Annotated in this window: 12 protein-coding genes and 2 pseudogenes; 3 read left to right on the top strand and 11 right to left on the bottom strand. The window is 35.4% G+C overall.

Features of this window, described 5'->3' with window-relative positions; all coding sequences use genetic code 11:
* Window positions 1–353 precede the first annotated feature (353 nt).
* Window positions 354–470 (bottom strand): annotated as a pseudogene (locus BCER98_RS22170) (IS3-like element ISBce13 family transposase); the annotation flags it as partial.
* Window positions 464–637 (bottom strand): annotated as a pseudogene (locus tag BCER98_RS21755) (M23 family metallopeptidase); the annotation flags it as partial. The pseudogenes BCER98_RS22170 and BCER98_RS21755, both read right to left, overlap by 7 nt.
* A gap of 232 nt (window positions 638–869) precedes the next feature.
* Between BCER98_RS21755 and BCER98_RS09005 the strand changes: the two are divergent.
* Complete coding sequence (locus tag BCER98_RS09005; protein WP_012094228.1) at window positions 870–2,363, top strand: peptide MFS transporter; 1,494 nt, start codon at window positions 870–872, stop codon at window positions 2,361–2,363.
* Window positions 2,364–2,796: 433 nt separating this feature from the next.
* On the opposite strand, the gene BCER98_RS09000 is transcribed toward BCER98_RS09005, so the two are convergent.
* The 4 genes from BCER98_RS09000 to BCER98_RS08985 form a co-directional block, all read right to left on the bottom strand.
* The gene (locus BCER98_RS09000) at window positions 2,797–5,886 is read right to left on the bottom strand and encodes an AAA family ATPase (RefSeq protein ID WP_012094227.1); all 3,090 of its coding nucleotides are present in this window, start codon (window positions 5,884–5,886) and stop codon (window positions 2,797–2,799) included.
* Window positions 5,883–7,040 carry an exonuclease SbcCD subunit D gene (locus BCER98_RS08995; RefSeq protein ID WP_012094226.1) on the bottom strand — a complete coding sequence of 386 codons (1,158 nt, stop codon included), beginning with the start codon at window positions 7,038–7,040 and terminating at the stop codon, window positions 5,883–5,885. The genes BCER98_RS09000 and BCER98_RS08995 overlap by 4 nt, the downstream gene beginning before the upstream one ends.
* 21 nt (window positions 7,041–7,061) lie before the next feature.
* Complete coding sequence (locus tag BCER98_RS08990; RefSeq protein WP_012094225.1) at window positions 7,062–7,301, bottom strand: DUF2584 family protein; 240 nt, start codon at window positions 7,299–7,301, stop codon at window positions 7,062–7,064.
* Window positions 7,302–7,470: 169 nt separating this feature from the next.
* A complete protein-coding gene (locus tag BCER98_RS08985) occupies window positions 7,471–7,728 on the bottom strand; it encodes a hypothetical protein (RefSeq protein WP_012094224.1) in 258 nt (85 codons plus the stop codon).
* Window positions 7,729–8,270: 542 nt separating this feature from the next.
* Between BCER98_RS08985 and BCER98_RS08980 the strand changes: the two genes are divergently transcribed.
* Both BCER98_RS08980 and BCER98_RS08975 read left to right on the top strand, forming a co-directional pair.
* Window positions 8,271–9,323 carry an enoyl-CoA hydratase/isomerase family protein gene (locus tag BCER98_RS08980; RefSeq protein ID WP_012094223.1) on the top strand — a complete coding sequence of 351 codons (1,053 nt, stop codon included), beginning with the start codon at window positions 8,271–8,273 and terminating at the stop codon, window positions 9,321–9,323.
* Window positions 9,324–9,552: 229 nt separating this feature from the next.
* Window positions 9,553–10,185 carry a LysE family translocator gene (locus tag BCER98_RS08975; RefSeq protein WP_041810349.1) on the top strand — a complete coding sequence of 211 codons (633 nt, stop codon included), beginning with the start codon at window positions 9,553–9,555 and terminating at the stop codon, window positions 10,183–10,185.
* A gap of 263 nt (window positions 10,186–10,448) precedes the next feature.
* Here BCER98_RS08975 and BCER98_RS08970 read toward each other — a convergent pair whose 3' ends face one another.
* The 5 genes from BCER98_RS08970 to prpB all read right to left on the bottom strand — a co-directional run bounded on the left by BCER98_RS08970 (window position 10,449) and on the right by prpB (window position 16,212).
* Window positions 10,449–10,886 carry a HAMP domain-containing methyl-accepting chemotaxis protein gene (locus tag BCER98_RS08970; protein WP_148206131.1) on the bottom strand — a complete coding sequence of 146 codons (438 nt, stop codon included), beginning with the start codon at window positions 10,884–10,886 and terminating at the stop codon, window positions 10,449–10,451.
* 33 nt (window positions 10,887–10,919) lie between these two features.
* Window positions 10,920–12,380: a CoA-acylating methylmalonate-semialdehyde dehydrogenase gene (locus tag BCER98_RS08965; RefSeq protein WP_012094220.1), complete on the bottom strand. Its 1,461-nt coding sequence runs from the start codon at window positions 12,378–12,380 to the stop codon at window positions 10,920–10,922.
* 43 nt (window positions 12,381–12,423) lie between these two features.
* Window positions 12,424–13,320 carry an NAD(P)-dependent oxidoreductase gene (locus BCER98_RS08960; protein WP_308806025.1) on the bottom strand — a complete coding sequence of 299 codons (897 nt, stop codon included), beginning with the start codon at window positions 13,318–13,320 and terminating at the stop codon, window positions 12,424–12,426.
* Between the two features lie 52 nt (window positions 13,321–13,372).
* Entirely contained in the window at window positions 13,373–15,082 is a 1,710-nt protein-coding gene (locus tag BCER98_RS08955) for an acyl-CoA dehydrogenase family protein (RefSeq protein WP_012094218.1), read from the bottom strand.
* Window positions 15,083–15,303: 221 nt separating this feature from the next.
* On the bottom strand, window positions 15,304–16,212 hold the full coding sequence (gene prpB / locus BCER98_RS08950; protein ID WP_012094217.1) for a methylisocitrate lyase: 909 nt from the start codon (window positions 16,210–16,212) through the stop codon (window positions 15,304–15,306).
* Window positions 16,213–16,220: the final 8 nt, after the last annotated feature.

Raw genomic sequence — 16,220 nt, 5'->3', positions numbered from 1 at the left:
AACCTCCTTTTATGTAACACTAGTATTCTTTAACACACTCTTATTATAAGGTTATAAAGTTTGATTTTTCAACATCTTCACAAAACATTCATATTTCGTTTTTTTATTTTCAATTATAAAAAATCACATTTAATAACATATAAATTGTGGTGCTTTAACTAAATTAGCAAAAACATTGTTAGGACTATTCAATCATAACAATGTTTTTTAAAATTTTCTGCTTCATAGTGGATTTGAGTCAATATTTTGGACATAAAAAAGTTAAATCTAAGCTAGTTTTTAGCTAAATCTTCTATTGCTTAGAGAGTTTTATAACTCGCGAGTAAGGTTTGAAATTCCTGACTTGTATATTAAGTTCCTAAGTCAGTATGTAGAATAAGACCTTCTGGTGGTTTCTGTGTATAATAAGCATTTTCTAACGCTTTTACTACAAGATTGATTGTCATATTTCGTGAAAATGACGACCCAATATACCAATCGCTTGTCTTTTTGTGACCATTTGCCCAGGTGCAACAAAAATTTCACTAAGAGAAAGATAACGAGAAACCACTCCATTTCCATGGTCAACATACACTCCTAAACCACCACTATCAACATAGCTTGTTTTCTGTCTAACAATTCTAGCTTCCATTGTCCAATGCGATGGTTACTCTACTGCATTGAGCTGTTTACCACCTCATACCGTATAAATGTATCTGGGATAGATTGCGTTGCCCATTTCCGCCCTTCACCCGAAACCATTTCGCCATCTCTCAGGGAAACATAGACCTAATTCATTTGCGAAAAATATTAAACTTTATTAAATTCGGTATTTTTTGTATAATTAAAATGTTTAGATAACTTAAATTTTTAGGAGGTTTTATTTTTTTATGGCAACGTTAGATAAAAAATCCATAGTTGAAAGCGTCCCACAGAAAGGCTTTTTCGGTCATCCAAAAGGCTTATTCACCCTCTTTTTCACAGAATTTTGGGAGCGCTTTTCTTACTATGGAATGAGAGCAATTCTACTCTTTTATATGTATTATGAAGTATCAAAAGGTGGACTTGGAATTGATAAAGCAACCGCTGCATCCATTATGGCCATCTACGGTTCACTCGTATATATGTCAGGCATTATAGGTGGCTGGATTGCCGATCGTCTATTAGGGACAAGCCGAACGGTTTTTTACGGCGGTGTTTTTATTATGTTCGGTCATATTGTTTTATCTTTTCCTGGTAGCATTACTGCCTTTTTTATCTCGATGGCGCTTATCGTTATCGGGACAGGATTATTAAAGCCAAATGTATCAAGTGTTGTAGGAGACTTATATAGCGACGAAGATAAAAGACGTGATTCAGGTTTTAGTATTTTTTATATGGGAATTAATTTAGGCGGTCTTCTCTCTCCTTTAGTCGTTGGTACCATTGGACAACAGTATAATTTCCATCTCGGTTTTGGTGCAGCAGCTATCGGTATGTTTATTGGCCTAATCGTATTTGTTACAACAAAAAAGAAAAACCTTGGCTTAGCAGGCACACAAGTCCCTAACCCTTTAACACCTCAAGAACGCACAAAAGTATTTGGAAGGCTCAGCATTGGTGCTCTTGTCATTATCATCATTGGATATATTACAATTACAACTGGTATCCTAACAATACAACGCTTCACCATGGTTGTAAGTTTGTTAGGTATCATTATCCCAACTTGTTATTTTTATGTCATGTATCGAAGTCCGAAAACAACTGAGGTAGAACGCTCACGCCTTCTAGCATACATACCTCTTTTTATTGCAGGTATTATGTTTTGGTCCATTCAGGAGCAAGGCTCTATTATTCTTGCAAGATATGCTGATGAGCGTACACAATTACAATTCGCTGGATTAGAACTGCAATCTTCATGGTTCCAATCCCTTAATCCACTATTTGTTGTTTTATTGGCACCAGTATTTGCATGGTTATGGATAAAACTTGGAGATCGTCAACCTTCTACTTCTAAGAAATTTTCAGTCGGACTATTTTTTGCAGGCATTTCTTTCCTAATTATGATTATTCCAGCATACATGCATGGTACAGAATCACTAGTAAGTCCAATATGGTTAGTGCTTAGCTTCCTTCTTGTTGTAACCGGGGAATTATGTTTATCACCTGTTGGACTTTCTGCCACAACAAAGCTAGCGCCAGCAGCATTCTCTGCGCAAACAATGAGTTTATGGTTTTTATCTAATGCTTCTGCGCAAGCAATTAATGCACAAATTGTACCGCTATATAACCCAGAAACAGAAATTATATACTTTGGTGTCATCGGTGGGGTCTCTATTCTTTTAAGTGCTGTTTTATTTTTACTTTCACCAAAAATCCAAAGCTTTATGAAAGGGGTACGTTGATCCCTATTAAAAAGAAGGAGACTTGCTTCATTTGCTAGTCTCTTCATCTTATTATCAGAAAAACTGAACTTAATAAACGTTTATATAGACAGCTATCATGTGATAATCATTCCAGTAAAAAACATAACACATAACTACTTACTAGAGCTGTTTTTGGCTATATTTACCGGTTATAATACCAGAAAGTTCATGTTATCCTTTTATTATCGAAAAGATTTCATTCGATGTAGTTATTCACACAAAAAAACATACTTCTCTTTCCCTTGAATCTCTGTCGCTACAGGGATTCTTTTTCTATACTTTTCAACTGTTATTATTCTCCTCAAATTTAACCTTGTTTTTTATTTCTCAATATACAAACTACCCTATTCATCCTATAAAGTGAAACTTTCATCAGTGAGGCTTTTCTTCATCCCCACTGATGAAACCGAAACTATTTCACCATAAACTTCGCCTGACTACACCCATCCTTCTGCTTGGTTACTTCTAGTACAGCTGGCATTGCGTTTTTCAGCTCTTGTACGTGTGAAATCACACCAATAAATCGCCCTGATTTTTGCAGGTCGATGAGTGCATCTACTGCTTTTGTAAGAGATTCTTCATCAAGTGATCCAAAGCCTTCGTCAATAAACATCGTTTCAATCGAAATTCCGCCTTCATATGCCTGGATTACATCTGACATTGCAAGCGCAAGACAAAGTGATGCGTTAAATTTCTCTCCACCAGACAACGTTTTTACGTCGCGCGTTTGACCTGTATATGCATCGTAAACGTCTAATCCTAATCCGCTTTGACGATTGCGCTTTTCCACTCGTTCGCTTCGTTTTAAATAGAACTGTCCATTTGATAATTTACGCAGTCTTTCATTCGCAATATGAACAATTTGTTCTAAATACTCAATTAAAATGTAACGCTCAAAGGAAATACGGCTTTCATTATCCCCTTTCATTACTTCATATAAATCAACAAGTTCTTGGAAAGCTTTTTCTTCCTCACGAATTTGCTCGTCAATTCGTCTAATATTTTCATATAAGTCAGAGATATATTCCACGGCACTTTGTGCACGCTGACGTTTTTCTTTTGTAATATCAAGCTCAATATCTAACTTTTTCATTTGTTCTTCAATGGATATAATATCCATCCATTCTTTATCCTGTAATTCATTTGTTAATTCTTCAATTTGCTTCGCCAATACTTCAAGTGATGAATAATATCTTTTAATTTTTTGTTGTAATTCTGCTATTTCTGTATCTGTTCGTTTTGCTTCTTTATACGCAGATTGATCCGGAAAACCACCTTGTTCAAGCTCGTTTGCAAAACGCGCAAACGTCTCTTCTCTCTTCTCTCTCGCATTGTTTACTTGTTTCACAGCACTATCATATTCAGCTTGCATGCGCACATATTCATTTTGCCAATGTTGATAAGCGTCTTGGCCTTTCTTCCACTCATCTTCCATCGTTCGTAACTCTTGCGTTGCACTATCCAGTTTTTGTTTCCATGCTTCAAATGTTTGTAAGTTTTCAGGGATTTTTTGCTGATTATATTCATAAGATGTTCGAAGCTCAATGTATTCTTTCTCTATGCTGTGATATGTCATTTCCATCTCACGTTTTTCCTTCTGCACTTCCTCTAATTGTACCTCTAACTCTTTTACATGTAATGCAAGTTGTTTTCTCTTTTCTTCACTTTCTTTTAATCTATTTACTTCAGCCGCTCGTTGTTTTCCTTTTTGTACTAGCGCATGATACGTATCGACTAACGATTCTGGTTGATAACCACGCTTTTTCACTTCTTCAATTATTTGTTCATACTGCTGACGGTAGAAATTCCATTTTTCTGCTAATTGAAGATATGATTTTTCAGCAATATTTTTCTTTTCTCGCAGCTCATTCAGTTGATTTTCATCAATGGAATCGCCTCGCTCTGTTGCTTTATTTGGATGTGTTGTACTACCGCATACCGGACAAGATTCTCCATCATGAAGATGTAGCGCTAATATTCCTGCTTGTTCATTTAACCAGCGGCTCTCCATCTCTTCATATGTTGTAACAGCAATCTCCATATTTTGAGTCGCTTGCTTTTTTTCTTGCTCATATTTTTCTTTTTCTTCCCAAACGTCATATGCTTGCTTTAATACTTTTGCATCTTCTCGCATATGTGTTAATTCTTCTACTTTTTCTACATATTGTTCAAGCGCAATTTCTAAATGATTTAATTCCTTAGTTAGTTGTTGTTTTTGCGAAATCTGAACTTCTAGCTGTTGTTCAAACTTTTGAATATTCGTTTTCATTCGCTCGCTCTGCGCCTCAGCTTTTTGCATTGTTGATTTTTGTTCTACCAACGAAGTTATAACGGGCTGTAATTCTTCTAGCCTCTGTACATTTTGTTTCAATTCCTCACGCGCAGGTTCTTTCTGTTTTAATTCTTCATATTTTCTTTGTGCAAGCGCAAATGCTTCAGCCGTCTTTTCCTTCTGAACAGTTATTTGGTTCAATGATCGCTGGGCATTCTGCTCACTTTGCTGCGCTTCTTCATACCATTGTTCAAACGGTAGTAATCTTTTTGCTTGTTCTGCTCGTTTAAAGTGTTTTTCTGCGATTTCAATTTGTTCGCGTCTTGCTTCTAAAGCTTGTTGTTGCTCTTTTTTTCGCTGTAAATCTTGAAATTTTTCATTTGTTGATTTTGCTGTATGAAAATGTTCTTCTATTTCTTTTAATTGCTTTGTTTGTGCGATTTGCTGCGCTTGTAATTGTCGAATTTCCGCTTCATAGTAACTCATTTCTTGTTCTAGCGCTTCAATTACTTGATGCGTATTGACATGTTCTTGCTGTACTAAGATCTCTAATAGCGAACCGTCTCGAACGGGTAATTGAAAAGTATTTCGGAAATAAATTTCTCTTTCTTTTTGTTTCCCCTGCAAGACGTCTTTCCACTGTTTCCGCTTTTGATCTAGTAATTCACGCATTAATTTATAACGATCCGTTTTAAAAATACGACGCAGAATTTCTTCTTTATTCTCTGTTTCAGATGTTAATAGTTTTCGAAACTCTCCTTGTGGAAGCATAACAATTTGGCTAAACTGATGTTTACTAAGACCTATTAACTCTTCAACTTTTTTATTTACATCTGTCACATGAAAACGATCGACACATGGATTTTTCTCACCGTTGACTACTTCATACAATTCAATTGCATGCCCCGTCACAGTTTTATTTCCTTTTTTCTTATGTCCAAGTTGTCTTTTTATCTCATATCGTTTTCCTTTTAATTGAAATGTCAATTCTACACTCGTATATACATTATCATCGGCAAAATGACTGCGTAGCATACTTGTATCACTTCGTTCTTCTCCGCTAGCTTCCCCATATAGCGCATAACAAATTGCATCAAAAATTGTCGTCTTTCCTGCACCAGTATTTCCTGAAATTGCAAAAATACGATGATCTCCTAAGTCACTAAAATCAATGACTTCCCTCTGTTTATATGGGCCAAATGCTGTCATCGTCAGCTGAATTGGTCTCATCCTCGTTCACCTTCCCGTTCCTGCACTGTTTGTAACACTTCTAAGAAGAGACGTTCTTTTACTTCGGATAAATCCGTTCCCTTCATTTCTTTATAAAAAGCTTTTAATAAAGATATATCATCCATTTTATGTCTAGAAACAGTGATTTCATCTGTTTCTGTAAGCTCTCGTCTTTGTATCGAACGCTCAACATGCATTGCATTTGGATATACAGATCGAACTTTTTCCATTGGTTGTAATACTGGTGTTTCATCTAATAGCTTTACAAAAACATAGTCTTCACTTGTTGGATGTTTTAATAAATCATCTATTTTCGCTTCTACTGTACGCATTTGACGACGAGGAATCAATAAACGCTTTTCTATTTCAACGTTACCTGTTCCATCTATCTCCACAATATAGTACCCTTTTTTATGTCGTTCTTCTGAAATAGAGTATGCAAGCGGTGAACCAGAGTAGCGAATGGTTTCATTACGAACAAAATGCGCTTGATGTAAATGTCCAAGCGCTGTGTAATGAAACTTGTCAAAATAGTGACTATTTACATACTCGGCACCACCAATTGAAAGCGGACGCTCTGCATCGCTCGTATTTTCCTCTGGTTCACCCGAAGATGTAACAAATGCATGTCCTACAAAGACATGTCTTGCCTCTTTATCCATTCTCTCTGACAGCTCATTTATAAAAATACACATCGCATCATCATGAGAACGAATATCCTCATTTTTCATAATATGTCTAACAATACTTGGATCAGCATATGGCACTAAGTGAAAATGTACTTCCCCATACTCATCATGTAAAATAACTGGCTCATATGGAAATTGAAATTGACCAACAATATGTAGCCCTTGTTTTTTCATTAACCCACTACCAAAATGAATGCGATCTGGGCTATCATGATTTCCTGCTACTGCGATAACAGGTGTTTGTAAGTCAATCACTATTTTTTGTAATACATCATTTAATAAGTCGACTGCTTCTGTTGGAGGAATTGCACGATCATATAAATCCCCTGCAATAATTACAGCATCTGGTTTTTCTTCTTCTACAGCTTGAACAAACTGTTCTAAAACAACGCGTTGATCTTCCGTCATATATACACCGTGAACAAGCTTCCCTAAATGCCAATCCGCTGTATGAAAAAACTTCATCTTGTCCTTCCCTTCTCTCTTTTAATTTACTGATTGCAATGAAACAAGTTGATAGCTAACAATTGTTTTCTCGTCTTTCCATTCTAACTTTTGAATCATTGCGCTACCAATTCTTTCTTGCTCTGATTTATATAAAGGTAATATCTCATTCACAGCAAATAAGTGATAGCCCTCTAACGTTAATTGAAATATGTTTTCTTCTATATGTAATCTTATTTCTTTTTCATTTGAAATAATTTTTGTATGCATTTCAAACTTCATATAGATACAACCCCTTTTTTCTCTATTCACTATACTTTAATAGTATAGTGGGGATTCTAGATTGACAAGGGCATACATCTTCTTATTTCCTCTTTTATTTTTATATCTTTCAATACGGTATGTGAAATTATAATCATTTACAAAAATAAAAATACTTGAGATAGTATTTTTATTTTTGTAAATAATCTTTCATTATATAGTACAATACAGGAATTAAAACACTCACTATAAAAAATGAAAATAAAGCAATAGTATATCCGTCTTTATTTAATATAAAACAAAGTGAAATAGCAATGATAAAAATCGGAAATACAAGACGAACTTTTTCCTTCACTTCTTCTGTCGTATCTGTATGATGAAAATAACGCGTAATTCCTATCATGAGAGAAGACAAAATAATAACCGATAATAGTAAAGGTCCTGGCATTCCGATCTCCCCTTTCTCTATCCCTTATTATATACAAACTAATGATTTGTTAAAAGTTTGATAATTCAGCACTTATGACACCATGCGACTTATATATTACATTTTCTTACATAAAAATCATTCAACATCATAACATATTTTTTTTTCACACTACAAACTATCATGATTGCTGTTGTAATATTCCGCTTCCTACATTGAAATCCTGCAAATGTTACTCGTCAAAATATGCAAGACATAAAAAACCTAACATTTTGTTTAAACAATGAGACACTTTATCCCGCTATTTTAGGGCAGTAAGACTCCCACCTCAAGATTCAGACAGAAGCAAGGAAGATAGATCTGCCCGTAGCACCCGCTTGGTGAGGGCTCATAATCGGTGTGGGATGAAGAAAACCCCCATTGATTAAAGTTTCACTTTATTTTCTTTCATTTCGCGTTTTCAAAATTGGCACATTCCTTGCAATGTACAATAAATTATAAAGGATATTTTAGCTTTTATCGAGAAATAAGAAAATGAGAATATTTGTAGAGGAGGATTTAAAATGACTGAAAATGTTTTATTTTCCATTGGTGATCATGGTGTCGCAACCATTACGTTAAACCGTCCCAAAGCACTTAACTCCTTATCGTATGATATGTTAAAATCAATTGGGCAAAAGCTAAAAGAATGGGAAACAAATAATCAAATTGCATTGATTGTCTTAAAAGGTGCTGGATCAAAAGGTTTTTGTGCGGGTGGTGATATTAAAACGTTATATGAAGCTCGTTCAAATGAGGCTGCATTACAACATGCCGAAAAATTCTTTGAAGAGGAATACGACATAGATACTTACATATATCGTTATCCTAAACCAATTATCGCTTGTTTAGATGGAATTGTCATGGGTGGTGGCGTTGGTCTAACAAATGGAGCAACATATCGAATTGTTACCGAACATACAAAATGGGCAATGCCTGAGATGAATATTGGATTTTTCCCTGATGTTGGGGCTGCTTATTTCTTAAATCAAGCACCGGGACACACTGGTCGTTACGTTGCTTTAACAGCTGCCGTCTTAAAAGCTGCTGATGTATTGTATATAAATGCTGCTGATTATTATATGACAACCGAATCTTTATCTGCTTTCTTAACAGAAATCGAAAATATAAATTGGAATATACAAGATGTACATACTACATTAAAGAAAATTATTCTTACCTTCGCAAGTACACCTAATGCAGAAAGTACGCTTGCTTCTATATTAGAAAATATCAATACCCACTTTTCCTTCCATTCAATTGAAGAAATTATCGACTCATTAGAAAAAGATGGTGGAACATTTGCTTTACAAACAAAAGAAACATTATTATCAAAGTCTCCATTCTCATTAAAAGTAACATTAAAGCAACTGAGTGAAGGAAGAAATAAATCGATAGAAGAATGCTTTGCAACTGACCTTATACTAGCTAAAAATTTCATGCGCCACGATGATTTCTTTGAAGGTGTTCGTTCCGTTGTTATCGATAAAGACCAAAATCCGCAGTATAAATATAAAAAATTGAGTGATGTTTCAGATGAAGATGTAAACCGTTTCTTTCACCTTCTACATGTATGATGAAGAAGCTAGATAAACGGCAGATTTGCTGCCGGCATCTAGCTTCTTATTCTTTATTTCAGACAATTCAGTTTTTCTTATTCATTTATCTCGCTATTTTAGGACAGCCCGATTGGTGAGGCTTCATAATCAGTGGAGGATGAAGAAACTCTTCACTGATTAAAGTTTCACTTTATGTTAAACTATTGTTAACCTAAATTTCATACAATACAAAAAAGAAAGGTAGATGATCATGGAGAACTATTTTCTGTTTATTATTATGTCCATTTGTCTTATTATTTTACCTGGACCTGACACCGCAATGGCGACAAAAAATACGCTTACTTCAGGAAAAATAGGAGGCGTTAAAACAGTTTTCGGCACATGTATCGCTCTTTTCATTCATACGCTCGCTGCTGTAATTGGACTTTCTGCAATTATCGTAAAATCTGCTTTCTTATTTTCCATTTTTAAATATGGCGGTGCCCTTTACCTCGTCTATTTAGGTATAAAAGCACTTTTATCTTTAAAAGACAAAAACAATATAGATGTAAATGAACACTCTATACACCATGCAAATAAAAACAGTTCTTGCTTTCGTCAAGGTTTTCTTACTAACCTTTTAAATCCGAAAGTCGCTGTTTTCTTTTTAACCTTTTTACCACAATTTTTAAATCCGAATTATAATACACTTGTTCAACTTTTCATTATGGCGCTTACTTATCTAGTTTTAACAGTAATCTGGTTTAGCTTCTATATCTTCTTAATTGACAAAATCAGTACTTTCATGAAAAAACCTACTACTCAAAAATATGTTCAAGGACTTACTGGCATTGTACTAATTGGATTTGGTATCAAACTAGCTTTTGAAAAAAGCAACTAAAAAAAGGGTGAGTTGCAAATAAAACTCACCCTTTTGATAATACTTGATATGGAAATAGGATTTCCATATCAAGTAAACCTTTAAAGTTATAGTTTGTTATATTATAGCTTATTTTTCATCCTTAATAATAAATTGTTCAACTATTTTTTCTAAATCCTCCACTTTCTTTTTCATATCACCAGAATTAGCGGAAATTTTCGGATTGATATTACTTGTTTTTGAATTAACTGTCTCGTTTGTCCTGTTCCTTCAAATACTTGCGTTTAATTTTCAGAAACTTCAGATGGATACACATTTACTTCTTCTGTTGCAGCTGATATTTCCTCTGCTGCAACAGACACTGCTTGAATTTGACTTGTAATTCTATTGATATCCTCCATAGCTCGTTCTGCTGTAAGAGCAGATTCTTTTCCTTCTACAGCTTTCTCTGTACCTCTTTTCATAACGAGAACTGTATGTTGCGTATCTTGTTGGAGCGATTGTATCAAATGATTAATTTCTTTGGCAGATTCCTTAAACTGTTCATCCTTTGACGTATAAGAAGTACGTATTGTTAAATTACCTGTAGCAACTTGCCCCATGTCTCTTTGTAATAATGCGATTGGTTTACTAATTGCTTTTCTAATCATATAATCGATCCCAACAAGACATATAATTGTAAGAACTGAAATAGTAATAAACGTTAATACTGTATTTTTCACATACCATATATTACATACTTACCCGTTCTCACATTAAAACCAGCGCTCTGTGACAACTTTTTTACGTGTATAAAATTGAACACCATCTTTTCCATTCGTTCCAAGATCGCCATAGAAAGATGCCTTATTTCCTGCAAAGGCAAAGAATGCCATTGGTGCTGGAACGTTAACATTTACACCAATCATTCCAGCATCGATATGATCACGGAATGTTTGTGCGTGTTTACCACTTGAAGTATAAATGACTGCGCCATTAGCAAATTTAGATTGATTTGTTAGTTGAATCCCTTCCTCTAAATCTCTTACTCTAACAATACTTAATACTGGAGCAAAGATTTCATCTTGCCAAATTTTCATATTTTGATTTACTCCATCAAAAATGGTCGCCCCAACAAAATATCCACCCTCAACATCTTCTTTTATTTGACGGCCATCTACTAATAAGCTTGCTCCATCTGCTACACCGCTATTAATATAACCGATAACACGTTCTTTATGAGATTCGCGAATTAATGGCCCTACATAATTCTCTTCATGGAAGCCGTCTCCTACTTTTAATTTACGCGTTTCGGATACAAGAGCATCGATAAATTCATCCGCAATTTCATCTAAAACAGCTACAACAGAGCATGCCATGCACCGCTCTCCACTACTTCCAAACGCTGATCCAATGACACCTTGCACTGTCTTTTCAAGGTTGCAATCCGGCATAACAATTGCATGATTTTTTGCACCTGCAAGCGCTTGTACTCGCTTTCCATATTTTGTTCCTGTTTCATATACATAACGAGCCACTGGCTCAGATCCGACAAAGGAAACAGCTTGAATCTCCTTATTCTCAAGAATACTATTTACAACTTCTTTTCCACCTTGCACTAAATTTAATACACCCTTCGGAAAACCAGCTTCATAAAATAATTCTACAAGTCTTTCTGCTAAAAGCGGTGTTCTCTCAGATGTTTTTAATACGAATGTATTCCCACAAGCAATTGCTAGCGGAAACATCCATAATGGAATCATCATTGGGAAGTTAAATGGAGTAATACCAGCAACAACTCCAAGAGGATAGCGCCAAATTGAGCCGTCAATACCACCTGCAATATTCGGAAGCGCTTGTCCCATCATTAAATTTGGAGCTGATGTTGCCAGTTCTACTGCTTCAATTCCTCTTTGTACTTCACCACTTGCATCTTTCAATGTTTTTCCATTTTCTAATGTAATAATTTTCGAAAGCTCATCTTTATTTTCTTGCAAAAGTTGTAGATATTTATATAGCATTCTTGAACGGTTTGGAACGGGTACTTTTGACCATGTCTCATACGCATTTTTCGCAGCCTCTACCGCGCGCTCTACATCTTCTTTTGGAGAAAGAGGAACATATGCAATAATTTTTCCTGTTGCAGGATTTGGAACAGCCTCTACTTCTGTACCTGTAGATTCTACCCATTCACCGTTAATATGATTCTTCACTCGTTTAATTTCTGTTGTAATCATTTTATTCGCTCCTTTTTATTTTTTATTGACGATCATTCGTTTATTATTTATGGCTTGAAATGAATTGTTCACTGATCTTTTTGTATAAAGCAGCCATATCTTTCTCGCCATAACCAGCTTTACTGGTTTCATCATATAAGTCGAGAAGCATTTCACTTATCGGTAAGTGAATCTCACTTTCTTTCGCTAAATCGACTGCAAATCCTAAATCTTTCTTTAATAGATTGACAGTAAATCCTGGCTCATAATTTTCTGGAGCAATAAAGCTTTTATAATTTCGTTCATAAATTCTACTTTGACCATAACTTACATTTAAAATATCAAACATTTTATCTAAATCCACATGATTCTTCTTAGCTAGTATCAGAGCTTCACTAACCCCTGCCGTATAAAAACCAATTAGTAAATTATTAATTAGTTTTACTGTTGTACCGCTATCAATTTGTTCACCCACATGGAAAATATTCGCTCCTAATACTTTCATTACAGGCAACGCTTTTTCATAGACTTCTTTTGAACCACCAACCATAAAGGTTAATGTACGATTCTCCGCGCCAATTACCCCTCCGCTAACTGGTGCAGCTAAAAAGTCTACTTTGTTCTCATTTGCAAATTCTGCTATTTTCTTATTTAGTTGCGGTGCTACTGTACTTGTATCAATGAGTATGATATTTGGATGACTATTCTCAATTAAGCCTTCTTTTCCAAAATAAACAGCTTCAACAGCTCGTGAAGATGGTAAACTTGTAAAAACCAAATCGCACGTTTCTGCTAGTTTTGCAATGGATAAACCGATCATTCCGCCTTCTTTTTCAAAGGAAGCCTCGGCATCTTTATTTAAATCGACACCATAAACCATATAGTCAGATTTCACTAAATTTTTAGACATCGGAAGCCCCATATTCCCTAAACCGATGAAACCAATCTTTTTCATAACAATCTTCCTCCCATTTCATCCACTTTCACTATAAACTCTCTCTTACACTGTGCCCTTACACCACATATTTCCCTCGATTTATAATTGCTTTTGCAATCTCTCTCTTTTTCAGAAATAAATTCGTATATAGAGGCACAGACTGTTGACGAATTTCGTCTAGAATGGAATTCCTTGTTTCTTCTTCTGTTATTGCTGCAGAAAGAAGTATAGTTGCAGCTGATTCTACTTTGCGGTATCCTTCTTCACAAAGTACATCTGTTATGAGCTGTTTTACACGCTCTTTTTCTTCTCTATTTTTACTTACTGCTTTTTTCGTACGTAAAAATGCTGATTCCATTACGTAAACATCTTTCAACATATCTGCGATTACACGTGAATATTCTTGTTCTTGTTCCAGTTTTATGTCAGGAGTTTGAGATAACGTTTTCAAAGATTGTTTCAACAATTGTTTGGACAATAAAATATAGCGATGATTTCTTTCTAAGTTTTCAAACCGTTCTCCTTGTACTTCATGATCCATTTCGTTTAACTGTTTCATTAACATTTTCGCAACTGTTAATCGATTAATTTCATTCGTCCCTTCAAATATGCGACTAATTCTAGCATCACGGTATAAGCGTTCCACTTCATATTCTTGCATATAACCGTAACCACCGTGAATTTGTACAGCTTCATCGACGATATAGCCAAGCGTTTCTGAAGCATTTACTTTATTGAGTGCACACTCTATTGCAAATTGAGACATTTTTCGCATGATGTTGTCATCATTCTCATCAACTGCTTTATCAATTATACCTGCTGTTCGGTAAGCTGCACTTTCCGCACCATATGTAGCAATCGTCATATTTGCGATTTTTTCTTGAATCATTGTGAAGTCAACGAGTTCAGTTTGGAACTGTTTACGTTCTTTTCCATATTGTACAGATAAGCCGATTGCTTGTTTGGCTGTTCCGATGTTTCCAAAAGCAAGTTTCAATCTCGCAAAATTCAAAATATTAAGAGCTACATGATGTCCCTTTCCAACTTCACCCAATACATTTTTTGCTGGAATCACTACATCTTCTAAAATGAGCGTTGCTGTTGAAGAACCTTTAATACCCATCTTTTTTTCCTCTACTCCAAGTGAAACCCCTTCACATGTTCTTTCGACAATAAATGCTGTCATTCCTTCATTTGTTTTCGCAAAAACAACGTATACATCAGCCATATGTGCATTTGTAATCCATTGCTTTTCACCATTTAATGTCCATTCGGTTCCATCTTCATTTAAAACGGCACTTGTTTTTGCGCTTAAAGCATCTGACCCAGCGTTTGGTTCTGTTAAAGCGTATGCACCAATCCATTCACCTGATGCAATTTTGGACAAATATTTTTCCTTTTGTTCAACTGTCCCATAATATATATACGGCAGTGTTCCTACTCCTGCATGAATATTAAAAGAAACGCTAAATGCACCTGCATATCCCATTTTCTCTGCTACAAGTCCCGAAACTACTTTCCCTAGTTCAAATCCACCATATTCTTCAGGAACTTCTATACTAAGTAGTCCCAGCTCACCAGCTTTTTTAAATAAACTGCGCGAAATTTCATAATTGTGTTGTTCAATGTTTTCAATTTGCGGTGCAATTTCTTGTTTTACAAATTGTTCTGTCGTTTTTGCGATTAATTCTTCGTCACCTGAAAAGTCTTCCGGCGTAAAAAAGAATGTATGAACTTCCTTATTCAACGAAAAAAAATCATCCCATTGCAGCTTTGTTTTCTCCATCTATATCCTCCTATCATTTCAATCTTCATTTTATTTACAGGCAAAAAGTATGCCAAGTTAAAAACGCTGTGCAACATGATAACAATGAATAGAAAATGTAAAACGGTCTAAACAATTTGATATAGTTTCTGTAAATGTTCTTCAACAATAAAAGGCGATGAGCTTCCACATCAAGCAGTTGTGTTTGCCAAAGATGTATTATCATCGCCTTTTCTTTTTTGTTATTGATCTTCAGATAAAACGGTCTTCGCAATTCCGTTATCTAATTCTTCAAAATCATGATATGAAATTGTTTCATATAGTTCACTTCTTGTCTGCATATTTGATAGTCCTTCTTTTTGCGAGCCCGTTTCTTTAATAAGTGTAAATATACGCTCATATGCTTTTGCTGCGACGCGAAGTGATGTAACGGGATAAATGACCATTTGGAATCCCATATTAGCAAATTCTTCTGCACTATAATACGGCGTTTTCCCAAATTCAGTCATATTTGCAAGTAACGGAACGTTCACTTTACTGTTAAATAACCGAAATTCTTCTTCCGATTGAAGTGCTTCTGGAAAAATAGCATCTGCTCCTGCTTCGACATAAGCAATCGCTCTTTCAATTGCTGCATCCAATCCTTCTACAGCTCGAGCATCCGTACGTGCTACGATAACAAGTGATGGTGCTACTTCTTTAATTACCTTAATTTTTTGTATCAACTCTTCAGTTGTAACAAGTTTTTTCCCATTTAAATGTCCACATTTTTTCGGCAGTTGTTGATCTTCAATTTGAACAGCAGCAACATTTGCTTCTACCATCTCTACAGCCGTACGCGCTACATTGAGCACACCGCCAAATCCTGTATCAATATCAACAAGAAGAGGTAAATCTGTCGCTCTAACAAGATCTCTTGCTCTTTCAGCTACTTCCGTAGATGTCACGATCCCCAAGTCTGGCAATCCTTTGCTTGCTGTATAAGCAGCTCCCGATAAATAAAGTGCAGAAAAACCAGTTTCTTTTGCTACGAGAGCAGCCATTGCGTCATGTGCACCAGGAATTTGTAAAATTTCAGGCGCTTCTACTAAAGCCCGGAATCGATTCGCAAGCTCTTCTTGTGTTGATTGTTTGTTCACAACCCAAGCCATCCTTATTC

It is taken from the genome of Bacillus cytotoxicus NVH 391-98 (assembly GCF_000017425.1).
Taxonomy (GTDB): Bacteria; Bacillota; Bacilli; order Bacillales; family Bacillaceae_G; genus Bacillus_A; species Bacillus_A cytotoxicus.
The sequence above is the reverse complement of the archived record's forward strand: the minus strand, read 5'-3'. Positions and strand labels throughout refer to the sequence as shown.